At 41.2% G+C, this 14,842-nt stretch carries 22 protein-coding genes; 4 read left to right on the forward strand and 18 right to left on the reverse strand.

Annotated features, from left to right (window positions below; all coding sequences use genetic code 11):
* Window positions 1-833 precede the first annotated feature (833 nt).
* The 18 genes from rplQ to AAEU30_RS21345 form a co-directional block, all read right to left on the reverse strand.
* The gene (rplQ, locus tag AAEU30_RS21260) at window positions 834-1,235 is read right to left on the reverse strand and encodes a 50S ribosomal protein L17 (protein ID WP_058562136.1); all 402 of its coding nucleotides are present in this window, start codon (window positions 1,233-1,235) and stop codon (window positions 834-836) included.
* Between the two features lie 39 nt (window positions 1,236-1,274).
* On the reverse strand, window positions 1,275-2,261 hold the full coding sequence (locus tag AAEU30_RS21265; RefSeq protein WP_087532485.1) for a DNA-directed RNA polymerase subunit alpha: 987 nt from the start codon (window positions 2,259-2,261) through the stop codon (window positions 1,275-1,277).
* Window positions 2,262-2,285: 24 nt separating this feature from the next.
* On the reverse strand, window positions 2,286-2,906 hold the full coding sequence (gene rpsD, locus AAEU30_RS21270) for a 30S ribosomal protein S4 (RefSeq protein WP_087532486.1): 621 nt from the start codon (window positions 2,904-2,906) through the stop codon (window positions 2,286-2,288).
* Between the two features lie 21 nt (window positions 2,907-2,927).
* Window positions 2,928-3,314, reverse strand: a complete 387-nt coding sequence (gene rpsK / locus AAEU30_RS21275) for a 30S ribosomal protein S11 (RefSeq protein ID WP_002959471.1) — start codon at window positions 3,312-3,314, stop codon at window positions 2,928-2,930.
* 12 nt (window positions 3,315-3,326) lie between these two features.
* Window positions 3,327-3,683, reverse strand: a complete 357-nt coding sequence (gene rpsM / locus AAEU30_RS21280) for a 30S ribosomal protein S13 (RefSeq protein WP_058562133.1) — start codon at window positions 3,681-3,683, stop codon at window positions 3,327-3,329.
* Between the two features lie 125 nt (window positions 3,684-3,808).
* Window positions 3,809-3,922 carry a 50S ribosomal protein L36 gene (gene rpmJ, locus AAEU30_RS21285; protein ID WP_002959476.1) on the reverse strand — a complete coding sequence of 38 codons (114 nt, stop codon included), beginning with the start codon at window positions 3,920-3,922 and terminating at the stop codon, window positions 3,809-3,811.
* Between the two features lie 22 nt (window positions 3,923-3,944).
* Window positions 3,945-5,273, reverse strand: coding sequence for a preprotein translocase subunit SecY (secY, locus tag AAEU30_RS21290; protein ID WP_256829297.1), 1,329 nt, complete (start codon window positions 5,271-5,273; stop codon window positions 3,945-3,947).
* A 10-nt stretch (window positions 5,274-5,283) separates the two neighbouring features.
* Complete coding sequence (gene rplO, locus AAEU30_RS21295; protein ID WP_016710202.1) at window positions 5,284-5,718, reverse strand: 50S ribosomal protein L15; 435 nt, start codon at window positions 5,716-5,718, stop codon at window positions 5,284-5,286.
* Window positions 5,719-5,723: 5 nt separating this feature from the next.
* Complete coding sequence (gene rpmD / locus AAEU30_RS21300; protein WP_004589203.1) at window positions 5,724-5,906, reverse strand: 50S ribosomal protein L30; 183 nt, start codon at window positions 5,904-5,906, stop codon at window positions 5,724-5,726.
* 3 nt (window positions 5,907-5,909) lie between these two features.
* Window positions 5,910-6,416, reverse strand: a complete 507-nt coding sequence (rpsE, locus tag AAEU30_RS21305) for a 30S ribosomal protein S5 (protein ID WP_008115387.1) — start codon at window positions 6,414-6,416, stop codon at window positions 5,910-5,912.
* A gap of 9 nt (window positions 6,417-6,425) precedes the next feature.
* Entirely contained in the window at window positions 6,426-6,776 is a 351-nt protein-coding gene (gene rplR, locus AAEU30_RS21310; RefSeq protein WP_058562131.1) for a 50S ribosomal protein L18, read from the reverse strand.
* A 9-nt stretch (window positions 6,777-6,785) separates the two neighbouring features.
* Window positions 6,786-7,319, reverse strand: coding sequence for a 50S ribosomal protein L6 (gene rplF / locus AAEU30_RS21315; RefSeq protein WP_421962274.1), 534 nt, complete (start codon window positions 7,317-7,319; stop codon window positions 6,786-6,788).
* 13 nt (window positions 7,320-7,332) lie between these two features.
* Window positions 7,333-7,725, reverse strand: a complete 393-nt coding sequence (gene rpsH / locus AAEU30_RS21320; RefSeq protein WP_087532490.1) for a 30S ribosomal protein S8 — start codon at window positions 7,723-7,725, stop codon at window positions 7,333-7,335.
* Window positions 7,726-7,746: 21 nt separating this feature from the next.
* The gene (gene rpsN, locus AAEU30_RS21325) at window positions 7,747-8,052 is read right to left on the reverse strand and encodes a 30S ribosomal protein S14 (RefSeq protein WP_058562128.1); all 306 of its coding nucleotides are present in this window, start codon (window positions 8,050-8,052) and stop codon (window positions 7,747-7,749) included.
* A 10-nt stretch (window positions 8,053-8,062) separates the two neighbouring features.
* Window positions 8,063-8,602, reverse strand: a complete 540-nt coding sequence (gene rplE / locus AAEU30_RS21330) for a 50S ribosomal protein L5 (RefSeq protein WP_036974030.1) — start codon at window positions 8,600-8,602, stop codon at window positions 8,063-8,065.
* A 16-nt stretch (window positions 8,603-8,618) separates the two neighbouring features.
* On the reverse strand, window positions 8,619-8,933 hold the full coding sequence (rplX, locus tag AAEU30_RS21335) for a 50S ribosomal protein L24 (RefSeq protein ID WP_087532491.1): 315 nt from the start codon (window positions 8,931-8,933) through the stop codon (window positions 8,619-8,621).
* A gap of 10 nt (window positions 8,934-8,943) precedes the next feature.
* Entirely contained in the window at window positions 8,944-9,312 is a 369-nt protein-coding gene (gene rplN, locus AAEU30_RS21340) for a 50S ribosomal protein L14 (RefSeq protein ID WP_011329449.1), read from the reverse strand.
* A gap of 280 nt (window positions 9,313-9,592) precedes the next feature.
* Window positions 9,593-11,533, reverse strand: coding sequence for an AsmA family protein (locus AAEU30_RS21345; RefSeq protein WP_421962275.1), 1,941 nt, complete (start codon window positions 11,531-11,533; stop codon window positions 9,593-9,595).
* A 223-nt stretch (window positions 11,534-11,756) separates the two neighbouring features.
* Here AAEU30_RS21345 and AAEU30_RS21350 point away from each other — a divergent pair, with 223 nt between their 5' ends.
* The 4 genes from AAEU30_RS21350 (at window position 11,757) to AAEU30_RS21365 (ending at window position 14,664) form a co-directional block, all read left to right on the forward strand.
* Window positions 11,757-12,176 (forward strand): hypothetical protein, encoded by a 420-nt coding sequence (locus AAEU30_RS21350; RefSeq protein ID WP_421962279.1) that lies wholly within the window; start codon window positions 11,757-11,759, stop codon window positions 12,174-12,176.
* A gap of 8 nt (window positions 12,177-12,184) precedes the next feature.
* Complete coding sequence (locus AAEU30_RS21355; RefSeq protein WP_421962276.1) at window positions 12,185-12,385, forward strand: helix-turn-helix transcriptional regulator; 201 nt, start codon at window positions 12,185-12,187, stop codon at window positions 12,383-12,385.
* Between the two features lie 145 nt (window positions 12,386-12,530).
* Window positions 12,531-13,694 carry a hypothetical protein gene (locus AAEU30_RS21360; protein WP_421962277.1) on the forward strand — a complete coding sequence of 388 codons (1,164 nt, stop codon included), beginning with the start codon at window positions 12,531-12,533 and terminating at the stop codon, window positions 13,692-13,694.
* Between the two features lie 292 nt (window positions 13,695-13,986).
* Entirely contained in the window at window positions 13,987-14,664 is a 678-nt protein-coding gene (locus AAEU30_RS21365) for a TorF family putative porin (protein ID WP_421962278.1), read from the forward strand.
* The last annotated feature ends 178 nt before the right edge of the window (window positions 14,665-14,842 follow it).

The raw sequence follows: 14,842 nt of genomic DNA on the forward strand, positions 1-14,842 counted from the left end.
TGCCGCCAGCGTTCAATCTGAGCCATGATCAAACTCTTCAATTAAAAGTTTTTATGTTCCGAAGAACAGCTCAATGAATTCTGAATTTATTTAATATCTTTCGATATTGAATTGACTGTGCTGCAATAAATAAATTTATTGCTGTTGGTCACTCAGTTTCAATTGAGACTCTAAATTTTTTGCCTTGCTTAGCTATCTAAAAAGAAAGTTAAGCTCGGCTGTTAGAACTCAATCTGTACGAGTGCCCACACAGATGATTGCTTTATATTGTTAAAGAACGTTGCGATTAAAGCGCGTTGCTTTATCTCGCTAGGGCTGCGCATGTTACGCTTTCCTATTTTTTTGTCAACACTTAACTTTAAACTTTTTAAAAAATCTAAACTCAAGTTTTACTCGACTTACTTGCAGCTTAAGCGTTGCCTGCTCTGCCGTCTCAGTGGGGTCGCATTATAGGGAGATCCGAAAACAGATCAACCTTTTTTTGAATAAAACTCAAAATAAAGTACTGTTCGCTGAGTATTTGAACGAAACGTATGAAAACAGAGCTAATCAAGGGTAATAAAGTCTATTTATAGTGCTTTAAACTAGAAATTTAATTAATAAACCTTAATACACGATCTTAATTAAGTAAGATCAACACTGGGATCTTATATATTAAGTAAATGGTAGGTTGTGTTATCGAGTAAGATATTTGCTCAGAAATAGGTTTATCAATAATTATATGCCAAGAAGATACATTAAAGATAAATAGAGAATAGATGGTGTAGATTAGAAATGGAATTATAGGCATTAAAAAGCCGAGCATAAGCTCGGCTTTTTGGTGTCTTTAAGACTTACTCAGCAGACTGCGCGTCTTCTTGAACTTCTTCGGTTGCAGATGTGCGACCTACTAGTTCAATATAAGCCATTGGTGCATTATCACCAGCACGGAAGCCACACTTAAGAATACGAGTGTAACCACCTGGACGATCCGCATTACGAGGACCGATTTCGCTGAACAATTTACCAACTACTTCATTATCACGCGTGCGAGCAAACGCTAAACGGCGATTTGCTACACTGTCAGTCTTAGCCAGTGTGATTAAAGGTTCAATTACACGGCGTAACTCTTTCGCTTTAGGCAAAGTAGTTTTGATGATTTCGTGTTTCACCAAAGAACCTGCCATATTGCTGAACATCGCTTTACGATGGCTGCTGTTACGGTTTAATTGACGACCACTCTTACGATGGCGCATGACCCTATCCTTCTAACTAAACTAATATAGTGATTTAGATTATTCAGCTAGGCTTGCAGGCGGCCAATTTTCTAGGCGCATGCCTAGAGAAAGACCACGTGAAGCTAGCACGTCTTTAATTTCAGTTAGAGACTTCTTACCTAAGTTAGGCGTTTTAAGAAGCTCAACTTCTGTGCGCTGAACTAAATCACCGATATATTGAATTTGCTCGGCTTTCAAACAGTTTGCAGAACGTACTGTTAGTTCAAGATCATCAACTGGACGAAGTAGAATAGGATCGAATTCAGGCTTCTCTTCTTTCTCTTCTGGTTCAGTTACATCACGTAAATCTACGAATGCATCTAATTGTTCAGCTAAGATAGTAGACGCACGGCGGATCGCTTCTTCAGGATCTAAAGTGCCGTTTGTTTCCATATCAATGATTAACTTGTCTAAGTCTGTACGTTGTTCAACACGTGCTGATTCAACCGAGTACGCAATACGTTCAACTGGGCTAAATGATGCATCAAGCAACAATCGACCAATTGGACGCTCATCGTCATCAGAGGATAAACGGCTAGACGCCGGCACATAACCGCGACCGCGTTCAACACGAATACGCATGCTGATATCGCTGCTATCTGTCGTTAAATGACAAATAACGTGATCTGGGTTAGCAATTGTTACATCGCCATCGTGCTGAATATCTGCCGCAGTCACAGGGCCTACACCAGACTTAGTCAGGGTCAGAAAAACTTCATCTTTACCTTCTAAAGTTACTGCTAGACCTTTAAGATTTAACAGAATTTCAATGATGTCTTCTTGTACGCCTTCTTTCGCGCTGTATTCATGCAATACACCGTCGATTTCAACTTCGGTTACTGCACATCCAGGCATAGACGAAAGAAGTATACGGCGTAAGGCATTTCCCAACGTGTGGCCAAAGCCACGTTCTAATGGTTCTAAAACAACTTTAGAACGTGTTGGGTTGATAGCGTCGATATCGACTAACCTTGGTTTTAGAAATTCTGTAACAGAACCCTGCATTTTATCCTCTCTTAACTCTTAACTTTACTTAGAGTAAAGTTCGACGATTAGTTGTTCATTAATGTCCGCAGACAGGTCTGAACGCTCAGGTAGGCGTTTGAAATTACCTTCCATTTTCTTACCGTCAACTTCAACCCAAGTCGGCTTTTCACGTTGCTCGGCTAGTTCTAGAGCAGCGATGATACGCGCTTGTGTCTTAGACTTTTCACGAATAACTACTACATCTTCTGGAGTAATTACGAATGAAGGAATGTTCACAACACGACCATTAACTAAAACCGCTTTGTGGCTTACTAACTGACGTGCTTCAGCACGTGTGCTTGCAAAACCCATGCGGTATACAACATTGTCTAAACGTTGCTCTAAAAGCTGTAACAAGTTTTCACCTGTATTGCCTTTAAGGCGAGCAGCTTCTTTGTAGTAGTTACTGAATTGCTTTTCAAGTACACCGTACATACGACGAACTTTTTGCTTTTCACGTAATTGTAAACCGTAATCAGATAAGCGACCTTTACGAGCGCCGTGCTGACCAGGTGCAGTCTCAAGTTTACACTTAGAGTCGATAGCTCTTACGCCGCTCTTAAGGAACAGGTCAGTACCTTCACGACGACTCAGCTTGAGCTTAGGGCCCAAATATCTTGCCATGTTATTTCTCCTAACCTATTGTTAAACGCGACGTTTCTTCGGTGGACGACAACCATTATGTGGTATTGGCGTCACGTCAGTGATGTTGGTGATACGGTAACCAGCAGCATTCAAAGCACGTACAGCAGATTCACGACCTGGACCTGGACCTTTGATGAAAACTTCTAGATTTTTTAAACCGTATTCTTGAGCAGCAGTACCTGCACGCTCTGCAGCAACCTGAGCAGCGAATGGTGTAGATTTACGTGAACCACGGAAACCTGAACCACCGGCAGTAGCCCATGATAATGCATTACCTTGACGGTCGGTAATTGTAACAATAGTGTTGTTGAAAGAAGCATGAACATGAGCCATACCATCAGCAACTTGCTTTTTAACCTTTTTACGACGAATTGGTGTCTTAGCCATAATACTATCCCCTTATCGCTTAATAGGCTTACGAGGACCCTTACGGGTACGCGCGTTAGTCTTAGTTCTTTGACCACGTAGTGGTAAAGAGCGACGGTGACGTAGGCCACGGAAACAACCAAGGTCCATAAGGCGCTTGATATTCAAAGTAACTTCACGACGAAGATCACCTTCTACAGTGTACTTGCCAACTTCTTCACGAAGTACGTCAAGTGTTTCGTCTGAAAGTTCACCGATTTTTGTGGTCTCGGCGATACCAGTCGCTACTAAGATAGCCTTAGAGCGAGTCTTACCTATGCCATAAATAGCTGTTAAACCAATAACTGCATGTTTATGATCAGGGACGTTAATGCCAGCGATACGGGCCACTAACACATCTCCTATATTTGAATTTGGTTATCATCTGTTTGAAGAGCCCGTAAGGATACTCAAACGAAGACCAAATCACAATTGAAAACACAGGCCAAGAAATCTCAGCCTGCACGACTTATTAATTAGCCTTGCCTTTGCTTATGCTTTGGCTCACTGCAAATTACACGTACAACACCGGCACGTTTAATAACTTTACAGTTACGGCATATTTTCTTAACGGAAGCACGTACTTTCATTGCTCAACTCCGTAAACTGACCTTATCGACCGTAGCCTTTAAGGTTCGCTTTTTTCAGCACAGAATCATATTGATGTGACATCATATGAGTTTGTACTTGTGCCATAAAGTCCATGATCACAACAACGATAATCAATATTGATGTACCGCCGAAGTAGAATGGCGTTTGCCATGCCATGGTCATGAATTCGGGCACCAGACAGATAAAGGTTATATACAAAGCACCTGCCAATGTCAGGCGTGTCATCACTTTATCAATGTATTTCGATGTCTGCTCACCTGGACGAATACCTGGGATAAATGCGCCAGATTTTTTCAGGTTATCTGCTGTTTCACGTGGGTTAAACACCAACGCTGTATAGAAAAAGCAGAAGAAGATAATAGCCGCAGCTAAAACTAATGCATACAAAGGCTGACCTGGAGTCAACGTTGTAGCAATGGCTTGTAGCACATCAGCGACAGGACCTTCACCCTGGCCGAACCAGCTGGCAATAGTACCAGGGAACAGAATAATACTGCTAGCAAAGATTGGTGGAATAACACCCGCCATATTAACTTTTAGTGGTAAATGCGTGCTTTGAGCAGCAAATACTTGACGACCTTGCTGACGCTTTGCGTAGTTAACAACAATACGTCGTTGCCCACGTTCAAAGAATACTACAAGATAAGTTACAGCGAATACGATTACAGCAACCATCAACAGTACTAAAACATTCAGATCACCTTGGCGCGCCATTTCGGCTGTCGAACCAATAGCAGACGGCAAGTTTGCTACAATACCAACAAATATTAGAACCGAGATACCGTTACCGATACCGCGCTCTGTAATTTGCTCGCCCAACCACATAAGGAACATAGTACCAGTTACTAAACTCACCACTGCGGTGAAATAGAAACCTAAACCTGGGTTAACAACTAACCCGTCCATCATGCCCGGTAAGCTTGTGGCTATACCGATTGATTGGATAGTAGCAAGCAAAAGCGTGCCATAGCGTGTGTACTGGCTAATTTTCTTACGCCCTTGTTCACCTTCTTTCTTAAGCTCTATAAACGGCGGATACATATGCGTTAATAGTTGCGTAATAATCGAAGCTGTAATGTAAGGCATAATACCCAGTGCTAACACTGAAGCTCGCTCAAGTGCACCACCACTGAACATGTTAAACATTTCAACAATGGTGCCCTTTTGTTGCTCGAAGAAATCGGCAAGTACAGCGGCGTCAATCCCAGGGATCGGCACAAATGAACCTAGACGGTAAATAATGATAGCGCCTAATACGAATAGTAATCGACGTTTCAATTCCGAAAGTCCACCTTGTGCACTTTGCATATCTTGACCTGGTTTAGCCATTAGTACTTCCTTAGTCTTCTACCTTGCCTCCGGCAGCTTCGATAGCCTCGCGAGCACCTTTAGAAGCCTTAAGGCCTTTAACGGTTACTGCGCGTGAAACTTCGCCAGATTTAACAACTTTAACGAACTGAACGTTCTTTTTAACTAGACCAGCTGCTTGTAACGTACCTAGGTCTACCACATCGCCTTCAACTTTAGCGATTTCGTATAGGTTAATTTCTGCAGATACTAAAGATTTGCGAGAAGTGAAACCGAACTTAGGTAGACGACGTTGCATAGGCATTTGACCGCCTTCGAAACCAACGCGTACTTTACCGCCAGAACGTGATTTTTGACCTTTGTGACCACGGCCACCAGTCTTACCAAGACCAGAACCGATACCACGACCAACACGTTTACCAGCAGATTTTGATCCTGCAGCAGGAGAAAGTGTATTCAAATGCATTCGAATTACCCCTCAACCTTAACCATGTATGAAACTCGGTTGATCATACCACGTACACATGCTGTGTCTTCCAACTCAACAGTGTGATTGATACGACGTAAACCAAGACCGCGTAATGTAGCTTTATGCTTCGGTAAACGACCGATAGAGCTCTTTACTTGTGTTACTTTTACAGTTTTATTAGCCATGGTTTACCCCAGAATCTCATCTACTCGAAGACCACGTTTAGCAGCGATCGACTGAGGAGAATTCATATTCTCAAGAGCTGAGATCGTTGCACGTACAACGTTGATCGGGTTAGTAGAACCGTAACATTTAGAAAGTACGTTCTGCACACCAGTCACTTCAAGTACTGCACGCATAGCACCACCTGCAATGATACCAGTACCTTCAGAGGCTGGTTTCATGAACACTTGTGAGCCAGCATGACGCCCTTTAACAGGGTGCTGTAATGTGTTGCCATTTAGGTCTACGTTGATCATGTTACGACGTGCTTTTTCCATTGCTTTTTGAATAGCAGCTGGAACTTCACGTGCTTTACCATAACCGAAACCTACTTTACCTGCGCCGTCACCAACTACTGTTAGTGCAGTGAAGCTAAAGATACGACCACCTTTAACTACTTTAGACACACGGTTTACCGCGATTAGCTTTTCAGCTAAATCAGGCTGTTGTTGCTTTGCTTCTACGTTAGCCATTGTCTACTCCTAGAATTGCAAACCGGCTTCACGCGCAGCATCTGCTAGCGCCTTCACACGGCCGTGATATTTAAAGCCACTGCGATCAAAAGCAATCTTTTCGATGCCTTTGTCAGCCGCACGTTCTGCAACCGCTTTACCAACTGCTTGTGCAGCTGCAACGTTGCCTGTGCCTTTAACTGTTTCGCTAATAGCTTTCTCAACAGTAGAAGCAGCAGCCAGTACACTACCCTCAGCATTAACTACTTGAGCGTAAATGTGACGTGGCGTGCGGTGGATAACAAGACGCGTTGTGCCTTGTTCAATATAATTTCTACGAGTGCGTTTAGCACGACGTAGACGAGCTGTTTTTTTATCCATCGTCTTACCTTACTTCTTCTTAGCCTCTTTACGGCGTACATTCTCATCTGCGTAACGAACACCTTTACCTTTATAAGGCTCTGGTTTACGGTATGCACGAATGTTAGCAGCTGTTTGACCAACTAACTGCTTATCTACGCCCTTAACTAGAACTTCTGTTTGGCTTGGAGTTTCAATCGTAATTCCTTCAGGAACTGCGAAATTAACTGGGTGCGAGAAACCAAGAGTTAAATCTAATGTTTTACCCTTAGCTGCTGCACGATAACCAACGCCTACTAACTGAAGTTTCTTCTCGTAACCTGTATGCGTACCAACAACCATGTTGTTGATAAGAGCGCGAGCAGTACCTGCTTGTGCCCATGCATTGGCTACGCCTTCACGAGGTAAAGTTGTAATAACGTTGTCGTTAACTTGTACTTCAACTGCATCGTTGATTGTACGAGTAAGTTCACCGTTTTTGCCTTTAACTGTGATTTCCTGGCCTTTTAATGTAACTTCTACACCGGCAGGAACGTTTATTGGTGCCTTTGCTATGCGAGACATAGTTCCCCTCCGATTAAGCTACAAAACCAATGATTTCACCACCAACACCAGCACTACGTGCGGCGCGGTCTGTCATTAGGCCTTTAGAAGTTGATACGATAGCGATACCTAGACCACCCATTACCTTCGGTAATTCGTCACGTCTCTTATAGATACGTAGACCAGGGCGGCTAACACGCTGGATGTTTTCAATAACAGCTTTGCCTTCGAAGTATTTCAACTCGATAGAAAGCTCAGGTTTAACATCGCCGTTTACTGCGAAATCAGTGATGTAACCTTCGTCTTTTAATACTTTAGCTACCGCTACTTTCAGCTTTGAAGTTGGCATCGTTACAGATACTTTCTTCGCTGATTGACCGTTACGGATACGTGTGAACAAATCCGCGATAGGATCTTGCAAGCTCATAGTCTTACTCCCGTGATTCTATTACCAGCTAGCCTTTTTAAGGCCAGGAATTTCACCGCGCATAGCTGCTTCGCGAACTTTAATACGGCTCATGCCGAATTTGCGAAGGTAACCATGTGGGCGGCCCGTAATGTTACAACGATTACGTTGACGTGCAGGGCTAGAATCACGTGGTAAAGCTTGTAGCTTAAGTACCGCGTCCCAACGATCATCGTCAGATGTTTTCACATCGCTGATGATAGCTTTTAGTGCTGCGCGCTTTTCAGCGAACTGTGCAACTAATTTTGTGCGCTTTGCTTCGCGCGCTTTCATAGAATTCTTTGCCATAACCCTACCCTTATTTCTTGAATGGGAAGTTAAACGCTTCTAACAACGCACGGCCTTCCTCATCTGTTTTCGCAGATGTAGTGATTGTGATATCCATACCGCGTACACGGTCTACTTTATCATAATCAATTTCTGGGAAGATGATTTGTTCACGTACGCCCATGCTGTAGTTACCACGTCCATCGAAAGACTTAGCACTTACACCACGGAAGTCACGGATACGTGGGATAGCGATTGAAACCAAACGCTCAAAAAAGTCCCACATACGCTCGCCGCGTAAGGTTACTTTACAGCCAATTGGGTAGCCTTCACGCACTTTAAAGCCAGCAACAGATTTGCGTGCTTTAGTGATTAAAGGTTTCTGACCAGAGATAGCTTCTAGATCCGCAACAGCGTTATCTAAAATTTTCTTGTCAGCTAGGGCTTCGCCCACGCCCATATTTAATGTGATCTTTTCGATCTGAGGGACTTGCATGACAGAGCTGAAACCAAACTTCTCTTGAAGCTCAGCAACTACTTTGTCTTTATATACTTCATGCAGTTTCGCCATCATTCTACTCCAACTATTAGATAGTTTTACCAGTAGATTTAAAGATACGTAATTTCTTACCATCTTCAATCTTGAAACCTACACGATCTGCTTTACTCGTTTCCGAGTTGAAGATCGCAACGTTTGATACGTCGATAGACGCTTCTTTTTCAACAATGCCGCCAGCTTGGTTCAATTGTGGAACCGGCTTTTGGTGTTTCTTGATTAAGTTTATGCCTTCGACAAATACTCGACCAGACTCGGTAACAACTGAAAGCACTTTGCCGCGCTTACCTTTGTCTTTACCTGCTAGAACGATTACTTCGTCATCACGACGGATTTTTGCTGCCATGATTGACTCCTTACAGTACTTCTGGGGCTAGTGAAACGATTTTCATGAACTTGTCATTACGAAGCTCACGAGTCACAGGGCCGAAAATACGTGTACCAATTGGCTGCAAGTTATCATTTAAGATAACAGCCGCATTGCTGTCGAAACGGATCAAAGAACCGTCAGGACGACGAACGCCTTTCTTAGTACGCACAACTACCGCGTTTTTAACATCACCTTTCTTCACTTTACCGCGAGGAATCGCTTCTTTAACAGAAACTTTAATGATGTCACCAATCGCTGCATAACGACGGTGCGAACCGCCTAAGACTTTAATACACTGCACTTTGCGAGCGCCGCTGTTATCAGCAACTTCCAGCTGAGTTTGCATTTGGATCATGTTAATGACCTCCGGTGTAGTTATTACAACTTGCCTTAAATCGTTTAAAATCAAGACATTTAGATTAAATACCCACCAAAAAACAACTAAGTTGTCTCTTAAGGGCGGGCAATTGTATCAGCATTGAGGGGGTAGTGGTAGGTTATTTTTTAATTAATTTATAATTCTAGTGCTCGTTAATTTAACGCTAGATAATAATTTGCTGTTTAACAGCTGCTTATAAATCAATCAGGGCATAATTATGCCCTGATTGATTTTTATTCTACTTATTATTGCTGTATTAGCCAAACAAGCCTTTTAATTTATCTTTAATTTTATCTTTTGCTTTTTCTTTCACTTCGTCTTCAGCCGCTTTACTTACATCTAGACTGATACCAACATCATGGAAAGGGCCTTCGATTCTGATAGGAATTTTAAAGCCAGTACTATCATCTGTTGTGCCTTGCCCTTCGAGTGAATCTACAATTCCTGTCACTAAGCGATAATTAACAGTGGTCATCGGTAAGTTAACATCCCCTTCACCACTAATTCTAATTAATGGGCTTAACATTGATAAGTCCGTGTTTTTACCAACGCCGTCACTAAAATTAAAGCTACCTGTTAAGGCTGAGAAATCTGTTTGCTCAGAGTTATCAAAGCCAGTATCAAGTCCTTCAGATACTGCGCCAATATTCCCTTTGATCAACTCTTTACCTTTACGAACCATCTCAGCTATATTTGCCCCTTTGACCGCGCCATCAGCAAATTCAAATGCTAACTTACCTTGTAATGCATTAACGAAGCTTTTTTGGCTATCACCACTTGTCGTTAAATCCCAATTTAGTGATCCTTTCCCCATTAACTTATCAAAGCCTGCAGCATCAGTTAGCAGAGGTTGTGCATCGATTGCATCTAAAGAAAAGTCAGTCGTTATTTTATATGGGGTTTGTTTTGCATTTATTGTTACCTTTCCTTTACCACTGCCTTCATAAGCAGCAAATTTATCAAGGCTTAGATTCGCAACTGCATCTTTAAGGTTCACTGTAAACTGGTTAGCTCCCAGCGTTATATCGTTCGCTTTAAGCCCACTTGAACGGATAACTATATTTGCATCAAGTGAATTTAATCCACTCATATCAATTTTTGTATCATCCCACACTATAGGTTGTGCAGGTGCATCAGCGGCTGGCTCAACTTCATCTTCATTTTTAGCCACTACTTCTGGTAAATATGGATTTAAATCAAGCATGCCTAAGTCGATATCTGCATTAACAGCTAAACGCTGACCTAGATTGATATCACTACTACCTTTGATTTGTAATGCATCAAGTGTAGCTAGCAACTCAGTTAATGTGAACTTTTCACCCTGCAAGTGCATTTTACCTTTCACATTAAAAGCATTGAACGCATTCTCTTTTGCATTTAGTTCTATGCCTTGCCAGTTCGCAATACTTTTAACTGAATCGCCACTAAGTGATAGTTGACCTTGAATATCTTGCCCTTGTTTAGCAATCGAACCTTTGAAGTCGACATCTACTAGACGCGACGATAAAGCCTTCGTCACATTAAAGGTATTACCTTCTATTGCTTTAGCTGGTGTATCTACTTTTACATCAAGCTCAAAGCGCTCTTGCATATATGTAATAGCACCTTTTATTTCAAGCTCCTTGCGTAATGAAGGTAATAATATTGCTAGATCAAGATCGCTTATTTGTTGCTGGACACCTGTTTTACCATCTAAGTACGTGAAGGACCCACCATAAATCGCCACTTCACCTAGCTCTATATCAAAACTATCAGGTAGTTTTACAGCCTCACTATTTTGAGGTGAAGCTTCAGGCTGCTTTGCTACGGCATCAAAAAGTTGCCAGTTTGCTTTACCGCTTTTATCTGTCTCTAACAGAATATTTGGCTCATTAATGACGAACTTTTCAAGTTTAAATTCACCACCAAATAATGAAAACCATGGAATATGAATTGCTAACTGTTGCATGCTAGCCATGTCAGGGCGTGAACCTGTTTGCATATTCGCAAAATGTACATCATTAAGCTCAAGCTTTAATGAAGGAAACACTGAGAGTGACTTATCACCCTGAATAGTCAAACTTCGCCCAGTTGTTTGCTCAACTTGTTCTGATACTTTATTAAAAATTGCATCAGTAGGAATTAAAAATGGTGCAGCAACTATTAATGCAATCAGCAATATCAGTATTACACCTATAACTTTAAAGATGGTTTTCATGATGGTCCTTTCAAATGTTCATTTAATGTTCTTATCATAGCGGGAGTTAGGCTGAAAATCATTGCAAAGAGTAGAAAAAAGTAAGTTCCCAAAGTGTACAAACTTGTATCTGAATCAGTCCTGAAACATTTTGATACCTTTGGGTTACAAAAATATCTTGATCAAATGATACCCTGAGGTTACATTGATACCTATAGGTATCAATTAAAATAACAGGACGAATATTATGAATCAGGATATTAAAGCTGAAGAAAAATTTATGGGTCAGAATGCATGGTTTTCAATTTTTATGGGCGTTACTTTACTTATTATAAGTGTTTACCCCATGTTGAATAAAGCATCTACACCTTTATTATTATTAGGAGTCAGTGCTTTTTTAGGCTCATTTTTTATGTTTGTAATTAGGGGAGGCTTCACTCGAAAAATGAAATACCACCTTACTTACAAGGATGAATACTTAAACACTATAGACACAATTGCCTATAAGCATGTGGTACTAGCTCTCCTCTTTACTATGGGTACAGTATATTTGGGGTCGAATGACTTCGCCTTACATATAACACACAGTATGATGGCAACCTTCTATCTAGCAGTAATGTGTTTAGCGTATGGTGTCTCAATTTTATGGCAAAATCGTGATTAGGAGTTAATGTGCAAAACCACATAGCAAAATTTCGAAAAACAGCCGGGCTTTCGCAGCAAGAACTCGCTGACGCGATTAGTGTGTCTCGTAAAACAGTTAGCACAGTTGAAACATCGCGCTTTACACCATCGGTGATTATCGCTTTAAAGATAGCACTATTTTTTAATACCTCTGTTGAAAGTCTATTTTCACTTGATGAAACTGACTGAATAAAATAACGCAATCTTGATACTTTCACCGTTATCTTGATTGCATCCCCAGCATACTTAGGTATGATGCACGCCCCTGTCGCTTTTAGCTAATTTGCGCTAAAATAGACAACTGAAAAAGTATCTAAGCGGAGTATCCTCAGGCATGAAAAAATTGCTAATTTCACCTTCAAAAATGGCGTTAGGCGAACAAGAAAGTCAAATTTATCAAAATATTTTAAAACAGGCTTCTGAAATCAGTCTAAACCTGATGGCGGTAAAAATAGAAAATCACCCTGAAGACTTTTTAGGTTGGTGCTACGAATTGCTTAGCGCTAGTAAAGATCGTATCAACTACGATTTACTCGAAGCGAATCAATTACCGATTTTAAAGAAGCTACATGACCTATTAATATCTGCAATTAGCTTTTTACAATTGAAAACATTACGTGTTGCACCTTGGCCAGTTGTGAGTATGTTTGTAGATCAGCATAAGGAACTCATCGCTTTAGATGAACAGTTACGACTCACAAATTATATTGCAAACCTACGTGAACAACCGTTAAAAGAAATGATCCCTGAGGATTTACTCACCTTTTGCGGTAAACACACCGCTGCTCTAGATCCTAGCACTTATAATTTCGATGTTGAGTGGTTCTGCTCTACTAAAAGCGCGAAAGGCTTTCATCAGATGATGGCTGATTTACCGGGACTATTTGATGACGCACTGGTAAATATACCGCTTGAAGGCGAAGTAAGTGAAGCTGACTATCAACAATTTGTTGTTGGATATTTACTTGCATTTAATGGCAGTGATGAAAAACCAACATTGGCCCCTGCTACTCGCCTATTAGCCATGCGACGTCCTGATATTTTCACACCAATTAATAATACCCGCCTAGATGCGCTTTGCTCTGCTCTTGGTATTACAAAACTGAATAACCGTGATTTTGAACGCTATTGGCAAGATATAGTACAAACGATACATGCTATGTCATGGTTTAAGATGGCTACGGGCAGCAATGAGCTAGAGCAACAGCTTGTTTCTATTAAAGCTTTACTGCCTTGCTTATTTTATTATGCTGACAAATCTACGGCTGATAGTTCAAATTACATTAAGCTACTAAATAAACCTAAACGCAGCACTTCAACTTCGACTAAATCAGTACGCCGCGGTAAAGAGTCTGCTGAGATTTTAGTTGACCGTGCGCTTTCTAGCGATGAAATACCTGAGCATATTAGGGCCAAGCGAGACTCTATCATCAGCGAAGTGCAAAAAGGTCGTGGCGTTAATGAAACTATTAGCCTTATGCGCACTATATTCGGCTAAAGTATCAAGTAATTACCTAATGTAAGGCTGCATGATCCTTGTGCAGCCTTCTATATTTACGCACTATTAAAGTGCACATTATTAATCCAAATAGTTTCACACCTCCCCTCTTGATAAACTTATCTATCTGTTTTTTAGAAATAAATGCATAAATATTAAATATTAGATTTAACTTGGCATAAGCAGTGCAATTACTTTTGTTAGACAACAATAAATGGGCATCACAATCTCAGAGACTGCAATCTCATTAATAATTGTGAACCAAAATCAACATAACAACAGGATACGAAACATGCTAAATCTAAAAAAATCAGTTGCATTAAGTGCACTTGTATTAATGGGCCTTACATCTACTGTCGCACTTGCTGAAGTGACAGCTAATGCAGCAGCAACATCTAATTACTTATGGCGCGGACAAGAACAAACCGGTGGTGATGCAGCTGTATCAGGTGGCATTGACTATGCTAGCGAGTCTGGTTTTTATGCTGGTACTTGGGCTTCAAATGCATCATGGGCTGATGAAATGACCTATGAACTAGACCTCTATGCTGGCTTTGGTGGCGATATTAATGAGAATATGAGCTACGATGTAGGCTTCATTTATTATGCTTACCCTGACGCTGCATCTGGCGCTGATGCCGATTTTTCAGAAGTTTACGGTAGTATCAGTATGGGCGGTTTCAGTTTTGGTGCTTCTGTATTGGCAAGCTCAGCTGCAAGTGGTGATGGTACTGACTTTGGTGACTCTTTATACCTAACAGCAGACTATGGTTTTGCAGTTGGTAGTAACGGCACTGAAATGGCGTTACACCTAGGCCATTATTCTGGTGATTTTATTGGTGACGATGACATTATTGATTATGGTGTTTCAATCTCTAAAGATGGTTTCACTTTTGGCCTTTCAGATACAGATATGGATGACAGTGATATCAAAGCTTATGTCGCTTACTCAGTAGACTTTAGCCTATAAAAAGAATGTGTTACTTGCTGCAACACTAAGGGCCTCAGGGCCCTTTTCTTGTTTTAGCTATCAGCTATCAGCTATCAGCTATCAGCTATCAGCTATCAGCTATCAGCTATCAGCTATCAGCTATCAGCTATCAGCTATCAGCTATCAGCTATCAGCTATCAGCTATCAGCTATCAGCT

This window comes from Pseudoalteromonas mucoides (assembly GCF_049257175.1).
Lineage (GTDB): Bacteria > Pseudomonadota > Gammaproteobacteria > Enterobacterales > Alteromonadaceae > Pseudoalteromonas.

Coding starts and splice junctions, on each gene's coding strand:
- rplQ (WP_058562136.1), bottom strand. CDS start 1,235: ATGCGCCATCGTAAGAGTGGTCGTCAATTAAACCGTAACAGCAGCCAT.
- rpsK (WP_002959471.1), bottom strand. CDS start 3,314: ATGGCTAAGACACCAATTCGTCGTAAAAAGGTTAAAAAGCAAGTTGCT.
- rpmJ (WP_002959476.1), bottom strand. CDS start 3,922: ATGAAAGTACGTGCTTCCGTTAAGAAAATATGCCGTAACTGTAAAGTT.
- AAEU30_RS21345 (WP_421962275.1), bottom strand. CDS start 11,533: ATGAAAACCATCTTTAAAGTTATAGGTGTAATACTGATATTGCTGATT.
- rplR (WP_058562131.1), bottom strand. CDS start 6,776: ATGGATAAAAAAACAGCTCGTCTACGTCGTGCTAAACGCACTCGTAGA.
- rplO (WP_016710202.1), bottom strand. CDS start 5,718: ATGCATTTGAATACACTTTCTCCTGCTGCAGGATCAAAATCTGCTGGT.
- rpsD (WP_087532486.1), bottom strand. CDS start 2,906: ATGGCAAGATATTTGGGCCCTAAGCTCAAGCTGAGTCGTCGTGAAGGT.
- rplE (WP_036974030.1), bottom strand. CDS start 8,602: ATGGCGAAACTGCATGAAGTATATAAAGACAAAGTAGTTGCTGAGCTT.
- AAEU30_RS21265 (WP_087532485.1), bottom strand. CDS start 2,261: ATGCAGGGTTCTGTTACAGAATTTCTAAAACCAAGGTTAGTCGATATC.
- rplX (WP_087532491.1), bottom strand. CDS start 8,933: ATGGCAGCAAAAATCCGTCGTGATGACGAAGTAATCGTTCTAGCAGGT.
- AAEU30_RS21365 (WP_421962278.1), top strand. CDS start 13,987: ATGCTAAATCTAAAAAAATCAGTTGCATTAAGTGCACTTGTATTAATG.
- rpmD (WP_004589203.1), bottom strand. CDS start 5,906: ATGGCTAATAAAACTGTAAAAGTAACACAAGTAAAGAGCTCTATCGGT.
- rplN (WP_011329449.1), bottom strand. CDS start 9,312: ATGATCCAAATGCAAACTCAGCTGGAAGTTGCTGATAACAGCGGCGCT.
- rplF (WP_421962274.1), bottom strand. CDS start 7,319: ATGTCTCGCATAGCAAAGGCACCAATAAACGTTCCTGCCGGTGTAGAA.
- secY (WP_256829297.1), bottom strand. CDS start 5,273: ATGGCTAAACCAGGTCAAGATATGCAAAGTGCACAAGGTGGACTTTCG.
- rpsH (WP_087532490.1), bottom strand. CDS start 7,725: ATGAGCTTGCAAGATCCTATCGCGGATTTGTTCACACGTATCCGTAAC.
- rpsN (WP_058562128.1), bottom strand. CDS start 8,052: ATGGCAAAGAATTCTATGAAAGCGCGCGAAGCAAAGCGCACAAAATTA.
- AAEU30_RS21360 (WP_421962277.1), top strand. CDS start 12,531: ATGAAAAAATTGCTAATTTCACCTTCAAAAATGGCGTTAGGCGAACAA.
- rpsE (WP_008115387.1), bottom strand. CDS start 6,416: ATGGCTAACGTAGAAGCAAAGCAACAACAGCCTGATTTAGCTGAAAAG.